General features: G+C 43.6%; 26 protein-coding genes and 1 other annotated feature (1 of these 27 only partly in view). Of the genes, 15 read left to right on the forward strand and 11 right to left on the reverse strand.

What is annotated here, in order from left to right; genetic code table 11:
* Positions 1 to 176, forward strand: a binding site (T-box leader); it begins 77 nt to the left of the window's first position.
* A 52-nt stretch (positions 177 to 228) separates the two neighbouring features.
* The 10 genes from FXZ76_RS01870 to hpt all read left to right on the forward strand — a co-directional run bounded on the left by FXZ76_RS01870 (position 229) and on the right by hpt (position 10,266).
* Positions 229 to 1,692: an anthranilate synthase component I family protein gene (locus FXZ76_RS01870; RefSeq protein ID WP_079535430.1), complete on the forward strand. Its 1,464-nt coding sequence runs from the start codon at positions 229 to 231 to the stop codon at positions 1,690 to 1,692.
* Complete coding sequence (locus FXZ76_RS01875; RefSeq protein ID WP_079535431.1) at positions 1,693 to 2,259, forward strand: anthranilate synthase component II; 567 nt, start codon at positions 1,693 to 1,695, stop codon at positions 2,257 to 2,259. It abuts the gene before it with no gap.
* A 2-nt stretch (positions 2,260 to 2,261) separates the two neighbouring features.
* Positions 2,262 to 3,278, forward strand: coding sequence for an anthranilate phosphoribosyltransferase (trpD, locus tag FXZ76_RS01880; protein WP_079535432.1), 1,017 nt, complete (start codon positions 2,262 to 2,264; stop codon positions 3,276 to 3,278).
* 15 nt (positions 3,279 to 3,293) lie between these two features.
* Entirely contained in the window at positions 3,294 to 4,181 is an 888-nt protein-coding gene (gene trpC, locus FXZ76_RS01885) for an indole-3-glycerol phosphate synthase TrpC (protein ID WP_079535433.1), read from the forward strand.
* A complete protein-coding gene (locus FXZ76_RS01890) occupies positions 4,181 to 4,939 on the forward strand; it encodes a phosphoribosylanthranilate isomerase (RefSeq protein WP_079535434.1) in 759 nt (252 codons plus the stop codon). The genes trpC and FXZ76_RS01890 overlap by 1 nt, the downstream gene beginning before the upstream one ends.
* Entirely contained in the window at positions 4,939 to 6,129 is a 1,191-nt protein-coding gene (trpB, locus tag FXZ76_RS01895) for a tryptophan synthase subunit beta (protein ID WP_079535435.1), read from the forward strand. Before FXZ76_RS01890 ends, trpB begins: the two co-directional genes overlap by 1 nt.
* On the forward strand, positions 6,122 to 6,889 hold the full coding sequence (trpA, locus tag FXZ76_RS01900; protein ID WP_079535436.1) for a tryptophan synthase subunit alpha: 768 nt from the start codon (positions 6,122 to 6,124) through the stop codon (positions 6,887 to 6,889). The genes trpB and trpA overlap by 8 nt, the downstream gene beginning before the upstream one ends.
* Before the next feature lie 219 nt (positions 6,890 to 7,108).
* A complete protein-coding gene (locus FXZ76_RS01905) occupies positions 7,109 to 7,606 on the forward strand; it encodes a prolyl-tRNA synthetase associated domain-containing protein (protein WP_079535437.1) in 498 nt (165 codons plus the stop codon).
* A gap of 214 nt (positions 7,607 to 7,820) precedes the next feature.
* Entirely contained in the window at positions 7,821 to 9,185 is a 1,365-nt protein-coding gene (locus FXZ76_RS01910; RefSeq protein ID WP_197682087.1) for an NCS2 family permease, read from the forward strand.
* A gap of 523 nt (positions 9,186 to 9,708) precedes the next feature.
* Positions 9,709 to 10,266: a hypoxanthine phosphoribosyltransferase gene (gene hpt, locus FXZ76_RS01915; RefSeq protein ID WP_231961723.1), complete on the forward strand. Its 558-nt coding sequence runs from the start codon at positions 9,709 to 9,711 to the stop codon at positions 10,264 to 10,266.
* Between the two features lie 323 nt (positions 10,267 to 10,589).
* Here hpt and FXZ76_RS01920 read toward each other — a convergent pair whose 3' ends face one another.
* Positions 10,590 to 11,267: a Crp/Fnr family transcriptional regulator gene (locus FXZ76_RS01920; protein WP_079535439.1), complete on the reverse strand. Its 678-nt coding sequence runs from the start codon at positions 11,265 to 11,267 to the stop codon at positions 10,590 to 10,592.
* A gap of 82 nt (positions 11,268 to 11,349) precedes the next feature.
* Here FXZ76_RS01920 and FXZ76_RS01925 point away from each other — a divergent pair, with 82 nt between their 5' ends.
* Both FXZ76_RS01925 and FXZ76_RS01930 read left to right on the forward strand, forming a co-directional pair.
* The gene (locus FXZ76_RS01925) at positions 11,350 to 12,063 is read left to right on the forward strand and encodes a 4Fe-4S dicluster domain-containing protein (protein ID WP_079535440.1); all 714 of its coding nucleotides are present in this window, start codon (positions 11,350 to 11,352) and stop codon (positions 12,061 to 12,063) included.
* 363 nt (positions 12,064 to 12,426) lie between these two features.
* Complete coding sequence (locus FXZ76_RS01930) at positions 12,427 to 12,897, forward strand: flavodoxin family protein (RefSeq protein ID WP_079535442.1); 471 nt, start codon at positions 12,427 to 12,429, stop codon at positions 12,895 to 12,897.
* 323 nt (positions 12,898 to 13,220) lie between these two features.
* Here FXZ76_RS01930 and hypB read toward each other — a convergent pair whose 3' ends face one another.
* Positions 13,221 to 13,889, reverse strand: coding sequence for a hydrogenase nickel incorporation protein HypB (gene hypB / locus FXZ76_RS01935; RefSeq protein ID WP_079535443.1), 669 nt, complete (start codon positions 13,887 to 13,889; stop codon positions 13,221 to 13,223).
* 154 nt (positions 13,890 to 14,043) lie between these two features.
* On the opposite strand from hypB, the gene FXZ76_RS01940 reads away from it, so the two are divergent.
* Complete coding sequence (locus tag FXZ76_RS01940; RefSeq protein ID WP_231961724.1) at positions 14,044 to 17,025, forward strand: DUF3427 domain-containing protein; 2,982 nt, start codon at positions 14,044 to 14,046, stop codon at positions 17,023 to 17,025.
* Here FXZ76_RS01940 and FXZ76_RS01945 read toward each other — a convergent pair.
* Complete coding sequence (locus FXZ76_RS01945; protein WP_079535445.1) at positions 17,022 to 17,420, reverse strand: (deoxy)nucleoside triphosphate pyrophosphohydrolase; 399 nt, start codon at positions 17,418 to 17,420, stop codon at positions 17,022 to 17,024. The genes FXZ76_RS01940 and FXZ76_RS01945 overlap by 4 nt on opposite strands.
* Before the next feature lie 164 nt (positions 17,421 to 17,584).
* Between FXZ76_RS01945 and FXZ76_RS01950 the strand changes: the two genes are divergently transcribed.
* Positions 17,585 to 18,136: a phosphoribosyltransferase family protein gene (locus FXZ76_RS01950; protein WP_079535446.1), complete on the forward strand. Its 552-nt coding sequence runs from the start codon at positions 17,585 to 17,587 to the stop codon at positions 18,134 to 18,136.
* Between the two features lie 9 nt (positions 18,137 to 18,145).
* Positions 18,146 to 18,742: a DUF1643 domain-containing protein gene (locus FXZ76_RS01955; protein ID WP_079535447.1), complete on the forward strand. Its 597-nt coding sequence runs from the start codon at positions 18,146 to 18,148 to the stop codon at positions 18,740 to 18,742.
* Between the two features lie 150 nt (positions 18,743 to 18,892).
* Here the strand turns inward: FXZ76_RS01955 and FXZ76_RS01960 are convergent, their stop codons facing one another.
* The 8 genes from FXZ76_RS01960 to FXZ76_RS01990 all read right to left on the reverse strand — a co-directional run bounded on the left by FXZ76_RS01960 (position 18,893) and on the right by FXZ76_RS01990 (position 26,305).
* Positions 18,893 to 19,591, reverse strand: a complete 699-nt coding sequence (locus tag FXZ76_RS01960) for an NAD(P)H-hydrate epimerase (RefSeq protein ID WP_079535448.1) — start codon at positions 19,589 to 19,591, stop codon at positions 18,893 to 18,895.
* A gap of 418 nt (positions 19,592 to 20,009) precedes the next feature.
* The gene (locus FXZ76_RS01965; RefSeq protein WP_079535449.1) at positions 20,010 to 21,377 is read right to left on the reverse strand and encodes a phenylacetate--CoA ligase family protein; all 1,368 of its coding nucleotides are present in this window, start codon (positions 21,375 to 21,377) and stop codon (positions 20,010 to 20,012) included.
* Positions 21,378 to 21,426: 49 nt separating this feature from the next.
* Positions 21,427 to 21,837, reverse strand: coding sequence for an amino acid-binding protein (locus FXZ76_RS01970; protein WP_079535450.1), 411 nt, complete (start codon positions 21,835 to 21,837; stop codon positions 21,427 to 21,429).
* 5 nt (positions 21,838 to 21,842) lie between these two features.
* On the reverse strand, positions 21,843 to 22,427 hold the full coding sequence (locus FXZ76_RS01975) for an indolepyruvate oxidoreductase subunit beta (protein WP_079535451.1): 585 nt from the start codon (positions 22,425 to 22,427) through the stop codon (positions 21,843 to 21,845).
* Between the two features lies 1 nt (position 22,428).
* Complete coding sequence (locus tag FXZ76_RS01980; protein WP_231961725.1) at positions 22,429 to 24,027, reverse strand: thiamine pyrophosphate-dependent enzyme; 1,599 nt, start codon at positions 24,025 to 24,027, stop codon at positions 22,429 to 22,431.
* A 6-nt stretch (positions 24,028 to 24,033) separates the two neighbouring features.
* Positions 24,034 to 24,171, reverse strand: a complete 138-nt coding sequence (locus FXZ76_RS06405; protein WP_231961726.1) for a hypothetical protein — start codon at positions 24,169 to 24,171, stop codon at positions 24,034 to 24,036.
* A gap of 423 nt (positions 24,172 to 24,594) precedes the next feature.
* Complete coding sequence (locus FXZ76_RS01985; RefSeq protein ID WP_079535452.1) at positions 24,595 to 25,020, reverse strand: amino acid-binding protein; 426 nt, start codon at positions 25,018 to 25,020, stop codon at positions 24,595 to 24,597.
* 16 nt (positions 25,021 to 25,036) lie between these two features.
* Positions 25,037 to 26,305 carry a phenylacetate--CoA ligase family protein gene (locus FXZ76_RS01990; RefSeq protein WP_407947011.1) on the reverse strand — a complete coding sequence of 423 codons (1,269 nt, stop codon included), beginning with the start codon at positions 26,303 to 26,305 and terminating at the stop codon, positions 25,037 to 25,039.
* Positions 26,306 to 26,316: the final 11 nt, after the last annotated feature.

Below are 26,316 nucleotides of genomic sequence, written 5' to 3' on the forward strand. Positions count from 1 at the left end.
CGGTTCGTCAAATGGACCACGGAGGGCACAGTCAAATGTGGGGCGCCCCGCAGAGTATTCTGTGACGTGAGACACGCGTTAGATGTCAGGGTTGTGATGGCAACTCGTGAGTGTGCAGGAATTAAATTTTCCTGCAAAGCAAGGTGGCACCGCGGATAAATTTATTCGTCCTTGGCTTGGGTTATATAGACCCATGTTGAGGGCGTTTTTTATTTGTGGGAGGTTTTGATGAAATTTTCACCGTCACTTGCTGAAGTTAAGAGCATTGCAGACACAGACAACTTTTCTATTGCTCCCATTAGCTGTGAGATTCTGTCTGATATTTGCACGCCAATAGAAGCGATGCAAATTTTAAAAGGAGTTTCCACTCACTGCTACATGCTTGAGTCGGCTCTTGCAAATGAAACATGGGGTCGTTACACATTTTTAGGGTTTGACCCTAAGATGGAAATCACTTGCGTTAATGGCGAAATGAGAGCAGGTGATATTAGCATTAAAACAGATAACCCATCAACTGTACTTCGCGAGATACTCTCTCGCTACAAAAGTCCAAAAATTGAAGGGCTACCCACTTTTACCGGCGGATTGGTGGGCTATTTTTCCTATGATTATCTGGGTTACAGTGAGCCTAAAGCTAAGACTTCTGCTGATGACACCGAGAATTTCAAAGACGTTGATTTAATGCTCTTTGATCGCGTTATAGCTTTTGACAACGTTCGTCAAAAAATAATTCTCATTGCAAACGTGCATCTTGACAACGTCGAAGTTGAATATAACAAAGCGGTTCTTGAACTCAAACGCATGGCTGATCTGTTGAGGTCTGGCAAAAAAACAGATGATGTGCCAGGTTGTCTCACAGGTGATGTCACACCGCTTTTCAATAAGCAACAATATTGCGACATGGTTGAAACGGCGCGCCATCACATTTTCGAGGGTGACATCTTCCAAATAGTCTTGTCAAATCGTTTGTCGGCACCATTTGAGGGAAGCCTCCTTGGCACCTATCGCATGCTTCGCACAATCAACCCTTCGCCCTACATGTTTTATTTTTCAGGGACTGATGTTGAAATTGCAGGTGCCTCCCCTGAAACACTAGTCAAACTTGAGGACGGAGTTTTGCACACATTCCCATTAGCAGGCACTCGTCCACGCGGGAAAACTCGCATTGAAGACGATCTTCTTGAGATGGAACTCCTTCTTGATAAAAAAGAACTTGCTGAACACAACATGCTCGTCGACCTTGGAAGAAACGACCTTGGAAAAGTGAGCAAGTTTGGAACTGTGGAGGTTGAAATCTTCCACACTGTTGAGAAATATTCTCACGTAATGCACATTGGCTCAACTGTTAGAGGAGAGATTTGCGATGACTGTGACGCACTCGATGCAATTGAGGCAGTATTACCAGCTGGAACACTTTCGGGCGCCCCAAAAACTCGTGCATGCCAACTAATCAACGAGCTCGAGAACAACAAGCGTGGTGTTTACGGGGGCGCGATTGGTTACATCGATTTCACAGGGAACATGGACACTTGCATAGCGATTCGCATCGCCTACAAGAAAAATGGGCAGGTTTTCGTGAGAAGTGGCGCAGGCATTGTCGCCGATTCAGTGCCAGAAAAAGAATATCAGGAATGCATAAACAAAGCTCAAGCCGTAGTTAACGCTTTAAAAGCTGCAGAGGAGGAACTTTAGATGACGCTGCTAATCGATAATTACGACAGCTTTTCCTACAACCTTTATCAGATGGTTGGCATGATTGACCCTGACATTCGAGTTGTTAAAAACGATGAATTGACCGTCGAAGAGATAAAGTCATTGAACCCAAAACGGATAATACTTTCGCCTGGTCCAGGTCGTCCTGAAGATGCAGGCATCACTATTGATGTTGTTCCCCTTGGCAGGGAAATCCCACTTTTGGGTGTATGTTTGGGGCATCAAGCAATTTGTTCTGCCTATGGTGCAAACGTAATCCACGCAAAAGAGTTGATGCATGGTAAACAGTCAACTGTTAAATTTGATCTTTCGTGCCCTTTGTTCAAAGGAATTTCAGATGAAGAAAAAGTTGGAAGATATCACTCCCTTGCTGTGGATGCAAAAACTCTTCCTTGCGATTTAATGCCAGTTGCTTTTGCAGAGGATGGAGAAATCATGGCAGTGCAACACAAAGAATTCCCAATCTTTGGAGTCCAGTTTCACCCAGAATCAATTCTCACACCTTGTGGTTTTGAAATTTTAAAGAATTTTATTAGGGAGATTTAGGAATGATAAAAGAAGCAATTATCAAGATAGTTAACAAGAAAGACTTGAGCTATGACGAGGCCTATGCGGTCATGAATGAAATCATGAGTGGCGACACGAGCCAGGTGCAAAATGCAGCATTTCTTTCAGCCCTTTCCACAAAAAGTGCGCGCGCCGAAACAACAGATGAGATTGCAGGTTGTGCGGCTGCTATGCGTGATCACGCAACTCAAGTTGACACTGGCATGGACATTTTTGAAATTGTTGGAACTGGTGGAGACAACGCTCAAAGCTTCAACATTTCAACTACTTCGGCGTTAGTCTGCGCGGCTGGAGGCATGAAAGTTGCTAAGCATGGAAATCGCGCAGCATCATCAAAATGCGGAACTTCTGATTGTCTTGAAGCTCTTGGCGTTAACATCGACCAATCTCCTGAAAAATGCATTGAACTTTTAAATGAAGTTGGCATGTGTTTCTTTTTTGCTCAAAAATATCACGCATCGATGAAGTATGTCGGTCCAATTCGCAAAGAACTGGGGTTTAGAACTGTTTTTAACATTTTGGGGCCACTCACGAACCCTGCCAGCCCAACGATGCAATTGCTTGGTGTTTACGACGAATATCTTGTTGAACCTCTAGCGCAGGTCTTGATTAGCCTTGGTGTAAAACGAGGCATGGTTGTGTTTGGAAAAGACAAGCTTGATGAAATATCGCTTAGTTCTCCAACTAAAATTTGCGAATTTAAAGATGGATGGTTTAAGTCATACACCATCACGCCAGAGGAGTTTGGCTTCAGCACGTGTGAAAAAAGTGAACTTGTGGGCGGAGAACCTGAAGAGAACGCTTCAATTACAAGGGCGATTTTGGCCGGAGATAAAGGGCCAAAAAGAGACGCAGTTTTGATGAACGCAGGCGCGTCTCTCTACATTGCAGGCAAAGCCAATTCAATGAAAGAAGGAATTGCTCTTGCTGCCGATTTGATTGACAGCGGGAAAGCGGCGGTGACTTTAGGCAAGCTAATTCAAGTGAGCAACAGGTAATTTTAGGTAATAAAGATGACCATTCTTGATGAAATAGCAACATTTGCAAAACAGCGTGTATCTTTTGCTCAAATGACAATTTCAGCTGAAGATATCAAGGCGCGAGCGTTGGAGTTGCCAAGAGGAAATTTTGATTTTGAGACAGCACTCAAATCAGGAGACATTGCTTTTATTTGTGAGTGCAAAAAGGCGTCCCCCTCAAAGGGTTTAATTGCATCTGATTTTCCCTATTTGCAAATTGCAAAGGAATATGAGCGAGCTGGCGCTAACGCAATTTCAGTTTTGACTGAGCCGAAATGGTTTTTAGGAAGCGATGATTATCTTGCAGAAGTCGCTTCTGCTGTGAACATTCCGTGCCTTCGTAAAGACTTCACAGTTGATGACTACATGATTTATGAGGCAAAGCTTTTGGGGGCTTCTGCTGTTCTTTTGATATGTTCAATTTTGAGCAAACAGCAAATTGCCGACTACATTGAACTGTGCGATGCGCTTGGCATGTCTGCTTTGGTGGAAGCACATGACGACGAAGAAGTTCGCGTCGCGTTGGAAGCGGGTGCAAGAATTATTGGGGTCAACAACCGCAATTTAAAAGACTTCACTGTTGACACAGAGAACAGCAAGCGTCTTCGAGAACTTGTTCCGACTGATGTGTTGTTTGTCGCAGAAAGTGGCATAAAAACCGCAGAAGATGTTGCTGCGATGAGAAATGTGGGAGCCGATGCAGTCCTTGTTGGCGAAACACTAATGACTGCCGAGGATAAATCCGCTAAGCTTTTAGAACTTCGTGGAAAAGAAATTCCGTGTTTTAGTAATTCAAATTTGAATGCAGTGTCTCCAAGTTACTACGATGACTCTTCCACTCAAAACTTGACTTCTATGGATGAAAGTGAGGTGGGGTTCTAGTGACGAAGATTAAATTCTGCGGGATGATGTGTGAAGCAGACATTAAAGCCGCAAATGAAATCAAACCAGACTTTGTCGGTTTTGTTTTTGCGCCAAAGAGTAAACGGTGCGTTTCCCAGTCTTCAGCGGAAAAATTAAAGTGTTTGCTTAACCCATCGATTAAGGCGGTTGGAGTTTTTGTTGATGCTCCTGTGGCTGATGTTGCGCAACTTGTGAGAAATAACGTGATTGATGTAATTCAGCTACATGGTTCAGAAAATGAATGTTTTGTAGAAGAGTTAAAAAATGAACTCGATGGTTTGAGCTCGGGCAGTCTATTAAATCAAAGCAGGAATAATCATTTAGGTCAGGTTCCCATAATTAAGGCATGCCGGGCTAACTCTGCGCAAGATATAAAAGAAACAATTGAATTTCCTTGTGACTATCTTTTATTTGATAACGGGCCAGGTGGCACTGGAAAAAAGTTTGATTGGGTGCGTCTAAAAGAAACTATGCGACCCTCTAATTTCGAAGACCCCCTTGAAAGCAAAACATCTAGATGCAAATTGCAAAAACTTGCGAATAATGGGTGTGACTTTAGGAATCCATTTAGACCCTATTTCCTTGCAGGCGGGCTTGATGCACAAAATGTTGCGAAGGCAATTTCTGAGCTTCATCCCTATGCGGTAGATGTGAGCTCAGGCATTGAAACTGAAGGGACTAAAGATATTCAAAAAATGAAGGCTTTTGCAGCCGCGGTGAGAAAGGACGAGAAATAATGACTAACGAAAACGGGCGTTTTGGTATTCATGGCGGACAATACATACCCGAAACTTTGATGAATGCTGTCATTGAACTTGAGGAAGCCTACAACTTCTACAAGAATGACCCAGATTTTAATCGAGAGCTTCAGGAGCTTTTGGAGGAATATGGAGGGCGTCCATCGAGGCTTTATTACGCGAAGAAAATGACTGAGGACTTGGGTGGCGCAAAAATCTATTTGAAGCGAGAGGATCTCAATCACACGGGTGCACACAAGATTAACAATGTTTTGGGGCAGGCACTTTTAGCGAAAAAAATGGGTAAAACTCGCCTGATTGCCGAGACCGGTGCAGGACAACATGGCGTTGCTACTGCAACTGCTGCTGCCCTAATGGGCATGGAATGCGTCGTGTTTATGGGTGAAGAGGACATCGTCCGTCAAAAATTGAATGTCTACAAGATGCGCTTGCTTGGGGCCGACGTTGTGTCAGTTAAGTCAGGCACTGCAACTTTAAAAGACGCAGTGTCTGAAGCAATGCGCGAATGGACAAACCGAATTAGTGACACTCATTATTGCCTCGGTTCAGTCATGGGACCTCACCCTTTTCCAACAATTGTTCGCGATTTTCAAGCGGTTATCTCAAAAGAAGTAAAGGAACAAATGCTCGAAAAAGAAGGGCGCCTGCCTGATGCAGTGATTGCCTGTGTTGGAGGCGGCTCGAATGCGATTGGCAGTTTTTATAACTTCATTGAAGATGAGGAAGTGGCGCTGATTGGTTGCGAGGCGGCTGGTCGCGGCATTGACACTTTTGAGACTGCAGCTACGATCTCCACTGGCAGCCTTGGGATTTTTCATGGCATGAAGTCCTATTTCTGTCAGGATAAATATGGTCAAATTGCTCCTGTTTATTCAATTTCTGCTGGACTTGATTATCCTGGCGTTGGTCCTGAGCATGCTTGGCTAAACGACATCGGACGTGCGCAATATGTTGCTGTTACTAATGATGAGGCAGTGAATGCATTTGAATATCTCTCAAAAATGGAGGGAATTATTCCAGCGATTGAGTCGGCGCATGCTGTCGCACACGCGATGAAAATTGCTCCTGACATGGATAAAGACAAAATTGTTGTTATTACAATTTCGGGACGAGGAGACAAAGACTGTGCGTCTATCGCACGCTACAAAGGGGAGGATATCGATGAATAGAATCAAGACTGCATTCGAGAACGGTAAGGCTTTCATTCCTTTTATTACTTGCGGTGACCCTGATTTGCAAACTACCGCTGCGGCCGTTCGTGAGATGGCGACTAACGGTGCCGATTTAATTGAACTTGGAATTCCTTTTTCTGACCCAACTGCAGAAGGTCCAGTAATCCAAGGCGCCAACTTTCGTGCGTTGAGGGGAGGCGTCACTACTGACAAAGTTTTTGATCTCGTTCGTGACTTGCGAAAAGATGTTTCTGTGCCGTTTGTTTTTATGACATATGCAAACGTAGTTTTTTCCTATGGAGCTGAAAAATTCATTTCAACTTGTTCAGAGATTGGGGTTGATGGCATTATTTTGCCCGATGTCCCTTTTGAGGAAAAGGAAGAGTTTGCTGGCATTTGCAAAGCCAATGATGTCGCATTAATCTCGATGGTAGCTCCAACGTCAGAAGACAGAATCGCAATGATAGCGAAAGAGGCTGAAGGTTTTCTCTATGTCGTTTCAAGTTTGGGTGTCACTGGAATGCGCTCCGAAATAAAGACCGATTTGCCATCAATCATTAAGGTAGTTCGTGCGAATTCACAAATTCCATGTGCAATCGGTTTTGGAATTTCGACTCCTCAACATGCTCATGACATGGCAAAAATTTCTGATGGGGCAATTGTTGGTTCGGCAATTATCAAGATTCTTGCCGAACATGGCAAAGAAGCACCTGCAAGAATTGGGGACTATGTGAGAGGCATGAAAGAAGCACTTTAGTTTTCAGCATCGTTTTTGTGTGTCACATTATTCAGAAGTCATATCAGACAGACGGAATCTCCTTTGTGGGACTATAAAAGTTGTTGGGACGTGGTCTCATTGCGATGGGTTTTAGAGCTGCGTGAAGTTTCTCTTCGTTAGGGTTCTTTGTTGGCATGTTGAACTTGTTGTTTAAAATATTCTTGTCTGATGGTTTCTCAGTTTGAAGGAGCAGAATTTATGCATAAGCAGGATGTTTACGATTTCTTGAACGACAATAATGTTGATTATGAAGCAATTGAGCATGGTGCTGTTTGGACCATGGACGAGCTATGCGATGTCGAACTTCCGCACAAAGAAGCAGATGCTAAGAATCTCTTCATTCGCGATGACAAGAAAAACAACTACTATCTAATCTCTGTTCGCGGAAACAAACATCTTGACATCAAGGCTTTCCGCAAGCTTCACGAGACACGTCCGCTGAAATTCTGTCAGGAAGAAGAACTAAAAGACAAACTCGACATTTATGCCGGGGCGGTGTCACCTTTTGGAATCATGAATAACGTTGATAAAGACGTCACATTCTTTATTGATGAAGATTTTTTCGCAGATGAAGGTCTAATTGGATGTCATCCAAACGACAACACCGCCACCGTTTTCTTGAAAGCTGAAGATCTCGTCAAGTTGCTCCAAGCGCATGGTAACAACGTTGTAAAAACGCAAATCCCAGAAAAATAATCGTTTTCTCAAGTTTTTAATTTGGGTTTGAGTCTGATAGCTTTTCTTCTAACTGAGTTAGTGGATTCTAACTTCTTTAGTTTGATTGGTTGAGCGTCTTGCGTGTTTCAAGCTGGCAAAATTCTTCTTTCATCTGCATTAAATCTCGTATTCAAGTATTTCATCAAACATATAATGAACAAGTCCTATAAATTTCTTTAGAAAGGGTTTGGAAGTGGAAAGGGTAGCAAAGTTTTTTGAGCTACAAAAACACGGCACAAATGTAAAGACAGAAGTCCTTGCAGGTTGTGTCACATTTTTGTCGATGGCCTACATTTTAGCCGTCAACCCATCAATTTTGAGTAGCAGTGGAATGGATGCCGCAGGCGTGTTCACCGCCACCGCTGTTTCGGCTGCTTTTGCAACTTTAATTATGGCTTTTTATGCCAATTATCCTGTTGCTCTAGCATCTGGAATGGGCCTAAACGCCTACTTCGTTTATTCAGTTTGCGTTCCGATGGCGCAGGCTGGAATTCAAGATCCTTGGCAAATTGCTCTTACAGCTGTTCTTTGCGAAGGCATCATTTTCATTATGCTCACGCTGTGCAAATTCCGCGAGGCGCTCATTAACGACGTTCCAGCCAACCTGAAATATGGCATTTCGGCGGGCATTGGTCTGTTCATTGCAATTGTCGGCTTGAAGGGAGCTGGCATTGTTGTTCCTGACGAAAGCACTATTGTTGCGCTTGGCAACTTCGCTTCGCCTGAGGTTGTTCTTGCTCTTGTCGGTTTGATTGTTTGTGCTCTTATGTATCACTACAAAGTTCCAGGCTATATTCTATGGGCAATCCTTGTCACTTGGGGGCTTGGAATGGTCGCTCAAACTGCTGGTTGGTATGTAGTTGATCCAGAGGCTGGCGTTTATTCATTATTCCCTGATTTTTCGAAGGGAATCTCTATTGCTGCACCGGCGTTCTGTGCTTTTAATTTTGATTATGTAGCTGGGCACATTATTGAATTTATCGTCATTGTGTTTGCATTCTTGTTTGTTGACTTGTTCGACACAGCTGGAACTCTGATTGCAGTCGCTGGCAAGGCAGACCTTCTTGACGAAGACGGCAATCTTCCAAAAGCTAAGCAGGCTTTAATGGCTGATGCTATTGGCACAGTAGCAGGTGCATGTCTTGGCACTTCAACAGTTACTTCCTATGTTGAATCTTCTGCAGGCGTTGCAGCAGGCGGACGCACAGGTCTCACAGCATTCACAACCGCAATTTTGTTCATCGTTGCTCTTGTTCTCAGCCCGATTTTCCTGGCAATTCCATCGTTTGCAACGACTCCTGCTCTAGTTTTTGTTGGTCTTCTCATGGTGAGCAACGTCAGAAACATGGATTTCTCGGAAGACATCGCTGGAGCCATGGGTGGCTATCTCGCTCTCATCATGATGCCTTTCACCTACTCAATTGCAAATGGCATTATGTTTGGAATGCTCGCATTCGTTATTATTCGCATTTTCCAAGGAAAAGCGAACAAGGTGCATTGGGTGCTCTGGGTGGCATCAATCATTTTTGTTCTTCGCATAATTTCGCTCATAGCTTAATTACAACGTGTAAATTTGTTTACTTAAAGGCGGGCGGAATGCTCGCCTTTTTGTTATTGCTCCGCAGAGTGTGCGCAGGAGGGACGCTCCAGAATCCTTGAAATGAGAGTTCGCTGCGCGTCGAAATCGACTCCGAAAACACACTCTAGGATTCCGCGTAATAACAATGCAGTGAAATGCCATTTCGCGGAATCCGTGCGTTCGGATAAAACACGCCCAGGCGCGTTTTACAGGTTTTCGTCAACGCTTTCGCCGCGCAAAACTCACGCAATTTTTCCTCACGTATTTTTTTACATCCCACTGCGCTCACTCTGCGGAGCAGCCTAATTAAATCGGTTGTTGCTTCCGCCGTTGAAAAGACTAACATTTCTTTGTTCTATGCTCGAGCGAAATCAATTGAAGGAAAAAAATATCTCCTTTCACAAAAGGGGTTGGTAGGCTGTCCCCTGTGTTTTGGAATAAAATTTGAGTATTGTTTTTGTGAGTTGCGCGGATTTTGGAAATTGGCGATGGAGGGAAGATTATGTACAGCATGAGGGATGACCTGACGGAAGTTGTTTACACTGAAAAAAAGATTGCGGCTCGCGTCGAAGAGCTCGGTTTTCAAATCACCGACGACTTTAAAGACAAAGTCAAAGACGGCATTGTAGCAATCACTGTCCTTCGTGGTGCGATTACTTTTTCTACTGACCTTTGCCGCTGCATCGACCTTCCAATGGAAGCCGACTTCATGCAGCTTTCTAGCTATGGTGATGGTCATAAATCGTCAGGCTCCGTGAAAATCAAAAAGGATGTTTCGTCTTCAATCACTGGAAAGCATGTGCTAGTCATCGAAGACATTTATGACACTGGAAATTCAATGCAGTTCCTAACCAATTTCCTGCAAAGCAAGAATCCAAAGTCGATTTCAACTGCTGTTCTTCTTCGCAAAGATGTCGAAAACCAAATCCCATTTGATATTGACTACCTCGCTTTTCATTGTCCAAATGAATTTATTGTTGGCTACGGACTTGACTATGCTCAAAAATATCGCAATCTCCCATACATTGGAATTTTGAAACCTGAGATTTATTTGTCTTAAGTATTCTTGGCCAGGGACAAGAGATCTTTTGGCACTTGAGGTCATCTGCCCAAGTGATGTTTTTTCTGGCAGGTCGCAATGTGGCTCTTGATTTGAGGGTTTTAACAGGCACAAACAGCACGCCTTGCCCTTCCTCAGCGCAATGTGACTCTTGATTTGAGGGTTCTAACGGGCATTTTCTTTCTGTGCAAAATGGATTGTGAGTTCAAAGATTTGTTTGATGCTGCATAAATGTATTTGTTTAGCGCCACCATGGTTTTCTGAAATTCGAACATAAAAAATTATTGATAGGCTCTGCTTTGTTGGCTTACTTTTTAACCACTTCAATCTAGTTCTTGCCAGGGCTTTAATTTAAAGTGGTTTTTGTGGTAATCTAACATACCCTCATTCTTCATTTTTCCAAGTTCTAGCGAGAGACCGCTTCTTTCGACTCCAAGATAGTCTGCCAGCTGTTGCCGCGAAAAAGGGATGTCAAACTCGCACTTGTTCTTTCGCTTCATTTCGTCTGATAGATAGGCCATGAGTTTTGCGCGCGTTGTTCGCTGACCAATGTGCGTGAGTTTTTCGTTTAGTTGCAGGCTCTTTTCTGCAATTTCCGCCAGCAGATTCCTGATTATTCGATTGTGGTGTGCGCAACCTGAAGGGCATGTTGTTAGAATTTTTTTAACGCTCAAAAACATCACTGTTGCTGGATTTTCAGCAATAACGCTAACGTTTAACACCGATCCAGGCGCGCACGCAAACGCTGCGGCAAAAGTCTGGCCAGGGTTTACCTTGTGCAAAATGTTTCTGTTTCCCCAAATGTCTTCCTGGATTACTAAAGTTGAACCCATTAGCACAAGACCAATTGAGTCGGTGGAGTCTCCCGCTCTGAGCATAAAGTCTCCTTTTTCATATTTTTTGATGCTTGTTCCCAGGCATGGCAGCACGACTGTCAATTCATTTTCCGAAATTCCTGAAAAGAGGGAAGACGATTTGATGACCGCATAATAGTTTTTCAAAATCTTGGTCCTTTGTTGAATATTCAACCGACAAGTTGATTTTATATCAATAAAATGAGTTCAAAACTTCGGAGGTGTTTTCATGAAGAGACGAATTATTGAAATTGACGAGGAAAAATGCAACGGTTGCGGCGCATGTGCGGAGGTTTGCCATGAGGGTGCAATTGCGATGATTGACGGGAAAGCGAAGCTGATTCGCGACGATTATTGTGACGGACTCGGAGATTGTTTGCCTGCGTGTCCAACTGGCGCAATCACTTTTGTAGAGCGCGAAGCGGCACCGTATGACGAAAAAGCCGTGATTGCGAACATGGAGGCAAAAATGCAGAAAGAAGGGATGACTTTGCCGTGTGGTTGTCCGGGGAGTCAGTCGCGAAAAATTAAGCACGCTTCTAGTGTGCCCGAGCCGGCCCGTCATGCTGAGGCCGCGAGCCAGCTGTCGCAATGGCCAATCCAAATCAAGCTGGTGCCAGTTAATGCGCCATATTTCGATGATGCAAAGTTGCTCATTGCTGCTGACTGTACAGCCTATGCACATGCATCTTTCCACGAGCGTTTCATCAAAGGTCACATTACGCTAGTCGGATGTCCAAAGCTCGATGCGGTTGACTATTCTGAAAAGCTAACTGAAATCATCGGTAATAACGACATCAAAAGCGTGACGATTGTTCGCATGGAAGTCCCATGTTGCGCTGGGCTTGAGATTGCAACAAAAAAAGCTTTGCAAAGAAGCGGTAAATTTATTCCCTGGCACGTGGTCACCGTTACCGTGGATGGCAAGCTAATCGAGTCCTAATTCAAATCATTCAAGAGAGGCTCATTTATCCAACGTTGTGAATGCTCATTTTTAATTAGAGCATTTATTGCAACGATGGTCTTTAAACGTTGCTACTTTGGCAGTTGAGTTCAATCCATTCATTGTTTTGCCGAGTTTATTACTAATTAAAGGTGGAGTCCTGTTTTTGCATGAGTTTGTCTATTTGTGCTTAAAGGGTTTCTCAATTTTCACATCATCAAACATTCGTCTATCAATGATGCATAATTTATGTGAATTAAGGGGGCCCGATGCAAGTGTGGCAACGTTTATGTGGGAACAACAAGCTCGTGAACAATCGCTCTTGAACGTGTTTGCGCTTGAGAAAAGCTAGGAGATTGACTCATGAAGAAAGCAGTAATTTATTTTTCATATGAAGGCAACACGTTGGAAGCCGCAGAAAAGATAGCTAAAGAGACTGGTGCAGACTTGATTCAAATTGAAACTGTTGAGAAGCTGCCTGAAGACAGAAATGTAATGCTAAAGAAGGGCGCCTTTCAAGCGATGTCTGGCGCAAAGCCTGCAATTAAAGATTTGCCTGCCTTGGATTCCTATGATGAGCTGATTTTGGGGTCGCCGGTTTGGGCAGGGGTTGTCGCCTCTCCTGTAAACACATTTTTGAAAAACTGCAATTGTCTCGACAAAATCACTGCTGTGTTTACTCTGAGCGGCAGCGGTCGCAATGAGCGTTGCATTAAAAAACTCTCAAAAATTCTCCCAAATTTAGAGCATCAAGTTTCCCTTTTTGATCGAAAGTCAGAAGGTTCAAATAAAAATCCTGAACTGGTTGCCGACTTCGTTTCAAAGATTTCCTAACGAGCAAATCTAAAAATCTGAATTTCGCCGAATCAAGTGGTTCAGCAATTCTGCTCTTCGTAGATTACTGTCTTCTAAAAGCTACATTTTGTGGATTCTTGAGTAATCGTGGTTATCTAACGTTGATGCCGGAAAACATAAGAATGCTGGAGCAATGAACTCTCTAGGAAGATTTATTCTCCAGCGTGTCACAGTGGCGGAGTTAATGCCCCGCCACTCTATGCTTTTTCCTTTGTCTCGCTTAGCGGAGTGTGGAACAGGAGTAGCTCAAATTTCTTCTCGCGGCTTTAAAAACCAAAACGAAGCAACATGTTTAAATGTTTTTACGCTTTCCACGCAGCGACTTCGTCGAGAAGCCACTGTGCGAATTCCTCGATGCCTTCGCCTGTGCGCCCGCTTACAGGTAAAACTTTCGCATCGGGATTGCGCCTTGCAATGTATTCCTTAGCTTTGTCCACGTCAAAGTCGAAGTAGGGCAGAACGTCGATTTTGTTGATGAGAGCAAGCGACGAGACTTGATACATGAGAGGATATTTCAGAGGTTTGTCGTCGCCTTCTGGCACAGAAAGAATCGTGATTGATTTCACGGCACCTGTATCGAATTCAGCTGGGCAAACCAGATTGCCCACGTTTTCAAGAATCACTAGGTCGAAATCGCCGTCGAGACTCTCGATTCCTTGTCGCGTCATGTCGGCATCGAGGTGACACATGCCGCCGGTGTGCAATTGAATCGACTCCACACCAGTTTCGCTCGCAACGGTTCGTGCGTCTTTGTCAGAATCAATGTCTGCCTGCATAACGGCAATTTTCAGCTTGTCCTTAATGCGATTTATCGTGTTTACGAGCGTTGTCGTTTTGCCCGAGCCAGGCGATGACATAACGTTTAGAAGATATGTCCCTTTTCCTTTCAACTCTTCACGCAAAAGTTGCGCGCGTTTGTCGTTGTTCTCAAAAATCGATGCTTTTAGTTCTATGATTTTCACATCGCCCATGAAGACTCCTTTCAGTAACACTCTTTTGCTAAATTATAACAACGACAATACAGAGACAGTTGAGATTGAGTCTTGTAACATGCGAAAATGTAGATGTTGTGGGTTGTGGCCATTCGTCATGCACAACTATGCTTAACTCCGCGAAAGGTTGACTGTGTCGAACGAACTAATTATCGAAGAAATACGAGTTAAAAGTGATTTTGATCAATATGGTGATAAGCATTTTTACAGTGCTATTGATTTCTCTAAAAGTTTAGAGTCAAGCTTTATTGGTTCTTGTTTTGAGCCCGATGAACGTTATGCTCCGCACATAGTCAGTAATGACAGTGATAAAAAAGATGATGTTCTCTCTGTAATAAAACGTGAGATTAACGATTGTGTGAGTTTTGACTTTTCAGTAGCTTTTATCACTGACAGCGGCATCCAAGTGCTTGCCCAAGTTTTTTCTGAACTAAAGAAAAGGGGGATACCTGGTCGAATTTTGACTTCTACATACCAGATGTTTAATACTCCTGATGCTTTACGAAAGCTCCTCGAGTACCCAAACATTGAAAGTCGAATTTTCAATGGAGATTTGCATTCAAAAGGTTATTTTTTTGACCGGCGTGAAATCTCAACAATCATCATCGGCAGTTCGAATTTAACTCAGGCAGCGCTCACATGTAATAAGGAATGGAACGTCCTATTTAAATCTTTCCCTGGTGGAAAGATTTTAGAGGAATCAAAAAAAGAATTCAAAAAACTTTGGGCTAGTCCAGAGGCGATTAAACTCACATCATCGTGGATTGATTCTTATGAAGAAGCCTTTCTCGAACTCAAGTCCTTTAGAAGTTCATCTCTTGATGCTCAGCGCAAAGCGCAGAAAGAGATTTCAGGCATTTCAGAAAACAAGCGCGCTATATCGAAGCAAAATAAGGATTCAGATCCTTTCCTTGGCTGCAGTATTAAGCCCAACAAGATGCAGAGTCAGGCACTTGAAGCTCTTGAGGTTTTGCATTCTAGAAACGCTTCGCGTGCGCTTTTGATTTCAGCGACTGGAACTGGCAAGACCTATTTATCAGCTCTTGATGTGTTTTTAACAAAGCCAAAGAAGGTTCTTTTTGTCGCACACAGAGCACGGATACTTCGTGATTCCATGAATAGCTTTAAGAACGTTTTGGAAGATAGATATTCATACGGGATGTATGGAGGTTCCAACAAAGAGAAGAGTTCATCTTGTGTGTTCGCCATGGTGGGCACTTTGCAAAGCCATCTCATGGATTTTAAGCCTGATGAATTTGATTGCATTATAGTTGATGAAGCACACAGAGTCGGCGCTGCGGGCTATCAGAAGATAATTGAGTACTTTACGCCTAAATTTCTGTTAGGAATGACAGCAACGCCAAATAGAACAGATGGTTATGATGTTTATCAACTATTTAATCATGTTATAGCTTATCGAATTACCTTACAGGATGCCCTTGACAATGACATGCTCACTCCATTTCACTATTTTGGAATAGCAGATCTTGAAATTGACGAAAATAACGTCGAGGATGTGTCACTCTTTAGAAAATTAACTTCAAAAGAGAGGGTTCGTCACATCACAGAGAAAATTGAAGAATACTCTGTTAGAAAAGAGTCACGCAAGGGTTTAATTTTTTGCAGTAGAAATGACGAGGCGAAGACACTATCTGCCGAGTTTAACAAACTTGGTTACAAAACTCGCGCTATTAGCGGGGAGACTTCAAATGCGGAAAGAAACCAAGCCATTTTGGACCTTGAAAAAGGAAATCTCCAGTATATATTTTCTGTTGATATTTTTAATGAGGGCATTGATATTCCCTCTCTTAATCAGATTATTATGCTGCGAAAGACAGAGTCTGCAATTATTTTTGTGCAGCAGCTAGGTAGGGGATTGAGAAAAGCTGACGATAAAGAATATACTCTGGTCCTTGATTTTATAGGCAACTATCAGCAGAATTATTTGATACCTGTTGCCCTGTCAGGAGATCGAACATACAACAAAGATAATCTTCGTAAAGTTGTTAAGGAAGGAAGCAGTAGCATCCCAGGTAGTTCGACCGTTACATTTGATGAGATTGCTGAGAGACGAATATTTAGAGCAATTGAAGTAAGTTCTTTTTCAAATGCTCAATTAATTAGAAGAGAATATGAAGACCTAAAACGTCAGCTCGGACGAATTCCGACTTTACTAGATTTTGATGAGCAGGGTGCGATTGATCCACTTCTAATTATTTCGAAATATAAATCATATACAGATTTTTTGCAACGATATGACGCGGATTGTCGGAGCAAATGTAATGAGGTGCAGCTTTCTTTTCTTCGTTTTGTTTCGAAGAGATTTGCGCCGGGAAACCGCGAGCTTGAACTCAAAATAATCAACAATTTAGCGATTCGCAATCTCGCTTTTTCCGATTTTTCTAATAGTTTTGAGGGAACAAAAGATGAACTTGATTCTGCGGTAAACGCTTTATCTGGTCACTACTTTAGGAATTCTCCTCAAATTATGGGAAACGATAAATTGCTTTCTGCTGAATTTAGGGAATCTTTTGATGATGTCTACTTCTGTCAATATTTGAAAGACATTATTGCTTTTGGTTTAGCAAGGAATAAAAGGCAATATTCTAAAAGATACAAAGATACAGACTTTGTTCTTTATGAGAAATACACAAGTTCAGAAGTTTGTTATCTTTGCAAGTGGGCAAAAGAGCCCAATTATCAAAACGTTGGCGGTTATTTCTTCGACGAGAAAACAAATACGTTTCCTGTTTTTATAAATTACGAGAAAGACCCCTCGATTAGTGTAACCACACAATATGAAGATAGATTTATCTCAGACAGGAAAATAGTTGCTATTTCGAAGAGTAAAAGAAATCTAAACTCACCTGAAATTTGTATGTTAAAAGACGCTTATTCTAACGGAATGCGTTGCTTCTTATTTCTGAGGAAAAATAAAGAGGATAGGGACGCGAATAAAGAGTATTACTTTCTTGGTGAAATACATCCGACAGGAGTGTTTAAACAAATACTAATGGCGGACAACAAAACAAATGCCGTAGAGATTGAATATGAGTTGGAAAATCCAGTTCGGGCTGACCTATATGATTATTTTCTCAGTAACTTTGGTGATTAATTACCACAAATACCTTTTTCTCTGATTAAATCCACGATTTGCACGTCTGCAGGGAGCCAGTCAACTTCATTTAAATGAGTTGGTGTAAGCCATTTGGCTGCGTGATGTTCAAGAAGTTTGAAGTGCGGGTCACAAAGTTTGCATAGGAATGTTTTCATGCTCAAATGAAATGTGGGATAGTCATATTCAACCTGGCAAAGGAATTCATCGACTTCTATTGTGGCGCCTAGTTCTTCGTGGATTTCTCTAATGATGGCGTCTTTTGGTTTTTCTCCCGATTCAATTTTGCCACCGGGAAACTCCCAACCGCCTTCAAATTCTCCGTAGCCTCTTTGTGTTGCAAGGATTGTTCCGTTCTTGACTATTACTGCCGCAACAACGTTGATAGTTTTCATTTTTATGCTCCTTGTTTCTTCATATCATAACGGTAGAGGTTAGAGTTTTAACTGCCATCTAAAAGATACCCTTTGGTTCTAATTAACTTTCGCATTGCGCTCTGCTATTCATCCAAAACTCTAATAGAGATATACTAAAACGTTGTGTGAGTGAAGGAGATCTTGTGGAATATACAATTGACATTGCAGGGCTGAAGCGCGATTTAACTCTGTTTCCTGTGAGTGAAGATACGATGATTGGCGCTCTCATTTTGTTTGGGGATGTTGAGCTGACGACATATTGCGCGGCTGAGCTTTTAAAGCGCGCACCTGAATTTGACATCATTTTGACCGCTGAGGCAAAAAGCATTCCTCTTGCATATGAAATGGCGCGTGAGAGTGGAATGAACGATTACGTTGTCGCTCGCAAGTCTCAAAAGGTTTACATGGGAGACATCGTCCAGGCAAAACTTCAATCTATCACCACAAAAGGTGAGCAGAAGCTCTATCTTGGAAAATCTGACTTCAAAAAGCTCGCAAACAGGCGAGTGTTGATTGTGGATGACGTTGTTAGCACTGGCGAATCACTTCGTGCGCTTGAGAATCTTGCCGATGCCGCTCATGCGAACATTGTTGGAAAGATGGCAATTCTTGAGGAGGGCGATTCTCAGAATCGCGCTGACGTTATCACGCTCGGCGAACTCCCTCTTTTTGACCACAATGGCCAACCGAAATAGTTGTGAATTTTGAGGCACGTTCCAAAATCAACAACTAAGGAGTGCGATTGCCTCTCGTTTGATGAGGCACTTGCGCAAGCACTTGTTGAGAATGTTGAATATGATGTAGAAAAATGGCTATATGTGCCCAACACCTACTGCGAATATCGCTATGTTTTGGGCACTCGTGGTGCGAACCCGTTGATTGTAGTTGGGGTTAATCCATCAACAGCGGCGCCAGATGCTCTTGATCCCACGTTACAGTCTGCTGAGCGCATTGCTCATTCAAATGGCTACGATTCTTTTTTGATGCTTAATGTGTATCCTCAACGAGCGACTGACCCAAATGACATGGAAAAAAATCGAAACTCTTTTCTTGAGAAAGAAAACGTGGAGGCATTTAAATATCTGCTCAGTCTTTCGCCAAGCAAGGATGTTTGGTGTGCATGGGGTAATGTCGTTTCCAAGCGAGGATATTTGCGTGATTGCGTGAACGACCTGGTAGCGGCGGGAGATGAAGCTGGTGCTAACTGGCTTTGCTCTGGAGAACCTCTAAAGTCTGGCAATCCGCATCACCCGCTTTATTTAAAAGCATCGACACGGCTACAACCTTTTTTTCCAAACTAGATGTTTTAGAAAAACTGCTTTTATGTTAAGGTCGCTATATTTGCCACTCACTTGCATTCTTTCATTAGATTCGAAATCAATCCCTTCTAATTTTGATAAAAACACATTCGCTGATGTCAATTCACTCCACGATTGTCTTTCTGTGTTTCTCTACTCAACCCATAAGATATCATCGGGTGAGTCAAATGGCTTGAAGTTGTCTTTTGATAACTCATATCCTATGTTCTTGTTGACAACTTTTTTTGACCATTTTGAAAACTCAGAAGTAATCATGCCGCGTTTTTTGTAGCCAATCGATAACGTGATGTCGCTGTTAACTCCAATTACACCTTCACCAGTGTCGCCATTAACTCCACTGTTGATGTCCATGCTGAGTACCGTGATTTCAGGGTGCGCCAGCTTGACCTCATTTACAATCTCAATAGCATCTTTTATGTCTCCGCGAGGAACTCCTGAAAATCCAGTTCCTAGCAGGCAATCGACTATGCAATCACTTTCTGCAAGTATATTTTTGACGCCCTCATCAGTGGAGAATTGCTCTAATTTTATGTCTTCTGAATTTATCCCTTCGAAAAAGAAAATTGATTCAGGGCTCTTAGGTTCCTTGGTGTAGAAAATCGTGATGAATTTGCCGTCCAGCTGATGTTTTTCTTGCAACGCATATGTGGCAGCATATCCATCGCCGCCATTGTTGCCGCTTCCGCACACAATCGCAATGCTTTTGAACGGCAAAAGCTCTTCCGCTAGCGCCTCACCAGCTTTTCTCATTAAACTTTGGGCAGCATCATCGCGGTTAATTACAAATTCGTCCAGCTCTCGCATCTGTTGCACCGTCAATATTGGTTCCATAGTTCCTCTTTTCTTGTCCCACTTGCTTAAAATGATACTTTTTTCCTAGATTTCAAATCGGGATAAAAGGCTTTATCGAGGAAATGCGTTAGAAATTATTGAAAGAATGTAACCATCTTTATCCCCGGTGAAACAGTTGGCAAATCGGAGTAAAACCGACATCCGGAATCATCGTTTAGGTCGGCTTCTTTTATGAGGAATGGGCTCGATAGCTTTTAACCTTTTTACTTTTGATTATCCTGATCCATTTAGCATGCTTATCGTGGGTGATGAGTTAAAACACGTCGCCTTTGACTGATTTTCCGTAATAAAAGGGGAATCATTTTAATTCCCCTTTCCTCTTTTGGGTAACAAATTTGCTTACTAAGAGTTTCGAGCTGTTATTCTTGAAAGAATCTAGAACTTCGTGTTAGAGAAATTACATCTTTCGTTGGTCTTCGACGTGGTGGGCCTTGCCAACAGTGCGTTCAATTCCGCCTGGCTCAACGAGTTTTACATTTGCGCCAACAAGAAGAACACCTTTAAGTTCTTTCTCTATGCGCTTGCGGAATGCATCCATTTGTTTGAAAGAGTCGCTGAATGCTTCTGGTTTTAGTTCTGTGAAAACTGTCATTCGATCGAGCCCAGTCTCGTTGTCGACTACGATTCGATAATGGGTCGACACACCATCGATTCCGCTCAAAACATCTTCGATTTGACTTGGGAAAACGTTTGTTCCACGAATAATCAGCATGTCGTCGCAACGTGAGCGAACTTTTTGCATGCGAGCTGTCGTTCTTCCGCATGAGCATGGCTCTGTCACAACGCGAGTTAGATCATGTGTCCTGTAGCGCAAAACGGGGATAGCTTCTTTGTCTAGCGGAGTTAGCACCAGCTCACCCATTTGTCCTTCTGGCACTGGCTCGCCAGTCTTAGGGTCAACAACTTCCCAGAGGAAGTGGTCTTCTGCTATGTGTTGCATGTTTCGCTCGCCCAAGCACTCACCTGAAACGCCTGGCCCCATAACCTCTGTTAAACCGTAGTTGTCGGTGCAAACGATGTGCATGCGTTTTTCAATCTCAGCTTTCAAGCCTGGAGGGCATGGCTCGCCTCCGAAAAGTCCAACGCGCAACGTCGATTTTTCCCAATCATAGCCCATTTTTTCGCCGACTTCACAAATGTGCATTGCATATGATGGAGTTGCAACGAGAACTGTGGTCCCATAGTCTTCAACCATTTGGATGTGGCGCTCGGTGTTGCCAGCACCTGCTGGAATCATCATGCAACCGAGGCGTTGAAGTCCATAGTGAAGACCAAAGCCACCGGTGAACATTCCATAGCCGAAAGCCATTTGAACTCGATCAGTTGGGACAACGCCTGCCATTTGCACAAGGCGCATTATGCACTCTCCCCACACTTGCATGTCGTGATGAGTGTAGCCAACGACTATTGGCTTGCCAGTTGTTCCCGATGATGAATGGAGTTCTCGCACATTTTCAAGTGGAACCGCGAACATTCCATATGGAAATGTTTCACGCAGCGCATTTTTGTCGGTGAAGGGGAGTTTTCTCACGTCGTCAAGAGTTTTTATGTCGGATGGAGTCACGCCCATTGCATCCATTTTTTCGCGATACCATGCAACGCGATTGTAGGTCCACTCCACTTGTGCAATGAGTTTTTCGAGCTGTATTGCACGAATTCGTTCGCGTGAGGCACATTCTATTTCTGGTTGGAAAATTGGAAGACAATTAAATTCTTTGTCTTCTGCGCATTTTAGAGCCACGCCTTTTTTTGTTATGTCTATCATTGGATTTTTATTCCTCGTGTTGTTTCAATGTGTGCGCTATAGCGTTTTTTTACGCCAAATCTTTTTGTGTCAAAAGTTCGATTGGCTTGCTTGAGAGTTCTCTTTCAGCTGCTGGAACGTCATCTACCGACATGCAAATGTATGTTGAGATCAGCGAATAGCTGTAATTCACATTTATGTGGCTGTCGGAAAGAACTTTAACAACGCGCGCTAATTCGCCTGGCTTGTCGACTAGTCTAATGCACAGGACTTCAGATTCTTTTGCAGCAAAACCCATTTCTGACAAAACTTGCATGGCGCGTTTTGGGTCGTTAACCACAAAACGCACGATGCCATAATCGCCAGTGTCGGATGCGCTATATCCACGAACACTAACGTTGTGCTGTGTGAATGAATCTAGCACGCGATAAAGATGCCCCGGTTTGCTTTCAACGAAAACGCTAATTTGTTCTACGCTCATGGTCTTTAGGCCTCCTTGGCAAATTTAAAACCTGCATGAAATGCTCTCAGGTTTGCATCGATTGTTTTTGGAGGAACGCGCTTTGAGATCACTTCTTCCCAAACTTTTTTGTCGAAGTTAAGGCGCGTTGCAAGTGCTCCCAGAAGAACCACGTTCACTGATTTAAAAGTCGCGACTTCTTCTGCAATTGAAACGGCAGGAATGACAACTGCTCCTACTTCATCCATTTTTTGTTCCAAATTCTTTGGCATTGATGCTTTTCCAGTGAGAACTGGCAGTGGTTTGATTGATTCATCTGCCACGAGCAAGTAGCCACCTTCTTTTAGGAAAGACACGTTTCTTAGAGCCTCCGTCATTTCAAAAGAAACGACGCAATCGGCACATCCCGAGTCGGCAACCATTGATTTTACAGGCTCTGTTCCAAATCGAACAACTGTGTTTACGGCACCACCGCGCTGCGACATACCATGAATTTCAGAAACTTTTACGTCATATCCCGAGGCAAGTGCGCAACGAGCCAAAAGATCAGCTGCAAGAATTGTGCCTTGACCGCCAACTCCGCATAAAACAACAGTGGTTGTGTTTGCCATGTTATTCACCTTGCCCTTCTGTGCTAACAATCGCTTTAAAAGCGCAATATTGTTCGCATTGCCCGCAGCCGATGCATTGCTGGGCATCAATCATTGCGTGACCATCACTTTCGTTCTTTGCGATGGCGGGGCAACCAAGGGTTGTGCAAACGCCGCAAGCTGTGCAATCGTTAGTTACTGCATATGCAGGTTTGCGTTTTCTTTCAAGCAGAACGCAAGGGCTCTTGAAAATCAACACCGAAAGTTCATCGGATTTCGTTGCTTCCTTGAGCGCTTTTCTCACGTCTTTCATGTTGTTAGGGTTAATGGTGCGAACGTCTGTTACACCAATCGCTTTCACGATTCCTTCCAAATCGAGTTCCCGTGTTGGTCTCTCTTGAAGTGTTTTTCCATTAAACGGATTGCCTTGGCGACCTGTCATTGCTGTTGTGCGATTGTCGAGCACGCAAATTGTGCCTTTGCCCTGGTTGTAAACGGTGCTAATTATAGATGACAAACCGGAGTGAGCAAATGTTGAGTCACCAATTACTGCGACGACAGGGCGATGCTCAGTGTCTTTTAGCGCCAACTCAAAGCCGTGAGACATTGAGACTGAAGCGCCCATGTCTACGCATGTGTCCATCGCAGCAAGAGGCGGCAGAGCTCCAAGTGTGTAGCACCCAATGTCGCCTGTGACAATTGCTTTCAAGCGTGACAGTTCTTTGAAGACTAGACGATGTGGGCATCCTGCGCACAATGCAGGGGGACGACCTGGCAAATCTCCTGGAGTCTCTTGAAAGTCTGGTGATTCTAAACAAAATGCATCTCGGATGAGACGAGGGCTGAGCTCTCCGTCCCTTTTAAGCTCGCCTGGGAATTCGGCAACTTTAATGCCAAGCCCTCGAACGGCTTCTGTTAAATAGGTTGAGGACTCTTCAATCACATACAAACAATCGACCTTTGATGCGAAGTCCTCCAGTGTTTTTTTAGGCAGTGGGTAGGTGCATCCCAGTTTAAAGACCGACGCGTTTGGAAGTGCTTCGATGACATGTTGGTATGTTGCACCTGCACAAACCACGCCGATTGCAGTGTCGTTGAAATCGACTTGGTTGAACTCACAAGTTTCAGCCCAGTTCTGTAGTTTTTCAATTCTTTCCAGCTGAACTTTTCTGCGTGGTTTTGCAAAAGCTGGCATCATTACCCATTTTTGTGGGTTGCTTTCATATTCCTTTAATTCTATTTCGTCACGCTCGCCTTTTTCGACAGGTGTTTTTGTGTGAGAAACTCGAACCGATGAGCGAATGAAGAATGGCACGTCGAATTCTTCGGAAAGGTCGAACGCTTTCTTTGTGAATTCGAGAGCCTCTTTTGAGTCGGCAGGGTCGAGCATAGGAATGTGAGCCGCTTGTGCATAGTAATGGGAGTCTTGTTCGTTTTGTGAGGAATACATTCCAGGGTCGTCAGCCGCGAGAATTACGAACCCGCCGCCAACACCTGTGTAGGCTGCAGTGAAAATTGGATCCGCAGCGACATTCACGCCAACGTGTTTCATTGTCGACAAAACGCGTGCACCTGCAGCCGAGGCGCCAAGTCCAACTTCGACGGCGACTTTTTCGTTCACGCACCACTAAGCATACACTCCGTCTTTTTTTGCAAAGTTCTCAAGTGTTTCAGTTGAAGGCGTTCCAGGATAGGCAACACCAATTCGGCATCCTGCTTCCCATGCGCCTTGTGCGATTGCTTCATTTCCTGAAAGTAATTCCATCTTTCTCCTTTATATACTCCTTTTCAAGCGTCATTTCGCCTTGCTCTATTTTAGTTAAAGCCACTAACAGCAATAAACGATTTTGCCAACTATTTTGTGAGCAACATTAGAGTCTGTGTGTGGAGTTTTGCTTTGATAATTGTGACAAGTTGTCCAGCACGCATGCGTGATGGTGTTAAATCGTTTGGGCTTGGAGTTTAGCTTGGGTTTTTTGACAGTGGTTTACTGATAATAATTGAATTTAAAATAGCGCCAGGCATGGTTGCTTGGCGCTATCGCTATCGCGCTGTTAAAAATCTGTTTGTTGCTTGCTTTTTCCGAGTGTGGTTGCAGGCAAATTAAAGACTGAACGACAAATCAAGCTCGACAGCTTTTCTTGGCTCTCACAGGGAAATGCGTTGACACTTTTGTAGCCGCAAAAAGTTAATCGACTTCATAAATTTCTTTTGCTTGAACTGGACTAAACCCTGCTTCGGCTAGCATTTTCTCTACTGACGCATCTGAAACCTTGAGGATGTCTACGGCTGTTCCTTCTTTAATTGAGATGCAGTAGCCATATTCAACATTTATGCTGTGCTCGTCGAGGTATTCAAGTAAATCGGCAAGCCCGCCTGGATGATCGGGCACTTTAACTGCCAAAACGTCGGTTACCGCAGCGCGCCATCCTTCTGCCTTTAAAGCTTCGGCAGTCTTTTTTGGGCGGTCGCAAAGAACTCGAACAACGCCAAAGTCTTGCGTGTCTGCCAAAAACAGGGCACTCATGTTTGAACCTGTGTTGCTCACAGCGCGAGTTGCTGCTGCAAGTCTTCCACTTTCATTTTCGAGAAAAATTGATAACTGCGAAATCATTAGTTTCATGCCTCCTTTATCTCAAGTCAATAATGCGCTTGGCTTTGCCTTCACTGCGTTCAATTGTTTTTGGTTCTACCAATTTGATGTCAACCGACACTTGCAAGTTGCTCTTGAGTTCAGAACCTAAACGGCGCTTGAGTTCTTCAAGTTTGCGAATCTCATCGAATGGGAAGTCATGTACAGTTTCAACGCGCAATTCAACATGGTCAAGTGAGCCGCGGGTTGTGAGAATGATTTGATATTGAGTTGCAATCTCGGGGAATGACGTGAGAACTTGCTCAATTTGAGATGGGAACACGTTGACACCTCGAATAATCAACATGTCGTCGGTGCGTCCAATAATCTTGTCGATTCTGCGGTGTGTGCGTCCGCATGCGCATTGCTCGCTGATTATGCGTGTGATGTCTCGTGTGCGATAGCGAACAAGTGGGCAGCACTCGCGTGTTAGGGTTGTAAAGACGAGTTCACCATATTCGCCGTCGGCCACAGGCTGCAGTGTTTCTGGATCAATGATTTCTGCATAGAAGTGGTCTTCTGCCAAATGCAATCCGCCTAATTCGCTGCATTCAAATGCTACACCTGGCCCCATTACTTCAGAAAGTCCATAAATGTCGCAATATTGGATGCCAAGTTTTTCGGCAATTTCATCGCGCATGCCCTGGCTACAAGGTTCTGCACCAAAAATGCCTGCTTTGAGTTTTAAGTCTTTCTTTGGGTCAATTCCCATCTCAATTGCAGTGTCTGCAATTAAGAGTGCATATGAAGGAGTACAACAAAGAATTGTTGTGCCCATGTCTTTCATCATTTGAATTTGGCGCTTCGTGTTGCCTGATGATGTTGGAATGACTGTGCATCCAGCTGTTTCTCCACCATAATGTGCGCCAAGGCCGCCAGTGAATAAACCATAGCCATAGGAGACTTGCATAGTTGAGTTCTCGTCGCCGCCAACCATTGCGATTCCACGGGCGAAGCACTCACCCCAGTGTTTTAAGTCATTTGCTGTGCACCCAACAACTGTGGCTTGCCCAGTGGTACCAGAAGATGCATGAATGCGAGCAACTTTGCTGCGTGGGACTGCGAACAGCCCGTCAGGGTAGTTGTCGCGCATGTCTTGTTTTAAAACAAAAGGAAACTTTGTGATGTCCTCGAGTGATTTTAAATCGCCAGGTTCAATTCCGGCATCGTTAAACGATTTTTTATAAAATGGCACGTTGTCATATGAATATTGAACACACCATTTCATTCTGTCGAGTTGCAATTTTCGCAGCTCTTCACGTGGCATCGTTTCGATTT

The sequence above is a fragment of the Phoenicibacter congonensis genome (assembly GCF_902386915.1).
Classification (GTDB): Bacteria; Actinomycetota; Coriobacteriia; order Coriobacteriales; family Eggerthellaceae; genus Phoenicibacter; species Phoenicibacter congonensis.

Excerpts from the sequence above, each read along its gene's own strand:
- FXZ76_RS01965 (WP_079535449.1), bottom strand. The coding sequence starts at position 21,377 with ATGATAGACATAACAAAAAAAGGCGTGGCTCTAAAATGCGCAGAAGAC.
- trpA (WP_079535436.1), top strand. The coding sequence starts at position 6,122 with ATGAATAGAATCAAGACTGCATTCGAGAACGGTAAGGCTTTCATTCCT.
- FXZ76_RS01985 (WP_079535452.1), bottom strand. The coding sequence starts at position 25,020 with ATGATTTCGCAGTTATCAATTTTTCTCGAAAATGAAAGTGGAAGACTT.
- FXZ76_RS01875 (WP_079535431.1), top strand. The coding sequence starts at position 1,693 with ATGACGCTGCTAATCGATAATTACGACAGCTTTTCCTACAACCTTTAT.
- hpt (WP_231961723.1), top strand. The coding sequence starts at position 9,709 with ATGTACAGCATGAGGGATGACCTGACGGAAGTTGTTTACACTGAAAAA.
- FXZ76_RS01905 (WP_079535437.1), top strand. The coding sequence starts at position 7,109 with ATGCATAAGCAGGATGTTTACGATTTCTTGAACGACAATAATGTTGAT.
- FXZ76_RS01960 (WP_079535448.1), bottom strand. The coding sequence starts at position 19,591 with ATGGAACCAATATTGACGGTGCAACAGATGCGAGAGCTGGACGAATTT.
- trpB (WP_079535435.1), top strand. The coding sequence starts at position 4,939 with ATGACTAACGAAAACGGGCGTTTTGGTATTCATGGCGGACAATACATA.
- trpC (WP_079535433.1), top strand. The coding sequence starts at position 3,294 with ATGACCATTCTTGATGAAATAGCAACATTTGCAAAACAGCGTGTATCT.
- FXZ76_RS01990 (WP_407947011.1), bottom strand. The coding sequence starts at position 26,305 with ATGCCACGTGAAGAGCTGCGAAAATTGCAACTCGACAGAATGAAATGG.
- FXZ76_RS01870 (WP_079535430.1), top strand. The coding sequence starts at position 229 with ATGAAATTTTCACCGTCACTTGCTGAAGTTAAGAGCATTGCAGACACA.
- hypB (WP_079535443.1), bottom strand. The coding sequence starts at position 13,889 with ATGGGCGATGTGAAAATCATAGAACTAAAAGCATCGATTTTTGAGAAC.
- FXZ76_RS06405 (WP_231961726.1), bottom strand. The coding sequence starts at position 24,171 with ATGGAATTACTTTCAGGAAATGAAGCAATCGCACAAGGCGCATGGGAA.
- FXZ76_RS01930 (WP_079535442.1), top strand. The coding sequence starts at position 12,427 with ATGAAGAAAGCAGTAATTTATTTTTCATATGAAGGCAACACGTTGGAA.
- FXZ76_RS01945 (WP_079535445.1), bottom strand. The coding sequence starts at position 17,420 with ATGAAAACTATCAACGTTGTTGCGGCAGTAATAGTCAAGAACGGAACA.
- trpD (WP_079535432.1), top strand. The coding sequence starts at position 2,262 with ATGATAAAAGAAGCAATTATCAAGATAGTTAACAAGAAAGACTTGAGC.
- FXZ76_RS01925 (WP_079535440.1), top strand. The coding sequence starts at position 11,350 with ATGAAGAGACGAATTATTGAAATTGACGAGGAAAAATGCAACGGTTGC.
- FXZ76_RS01975 (WP_079535451.1), bottom strand. The coding sequence starts at position 22,427 with ATGGCAAACACAACCACTGTTGTTTTATGCGGAGTTGGCGGTCAAGGC.
- FXZ76_RS01970 (WP_079535450.1), bottom strand. The coding sequence starts at position 21,837 with ATGAGCGTAGAACAAATTAGCGTTTTCGTTGAAAGCAAACCGGGGCAT.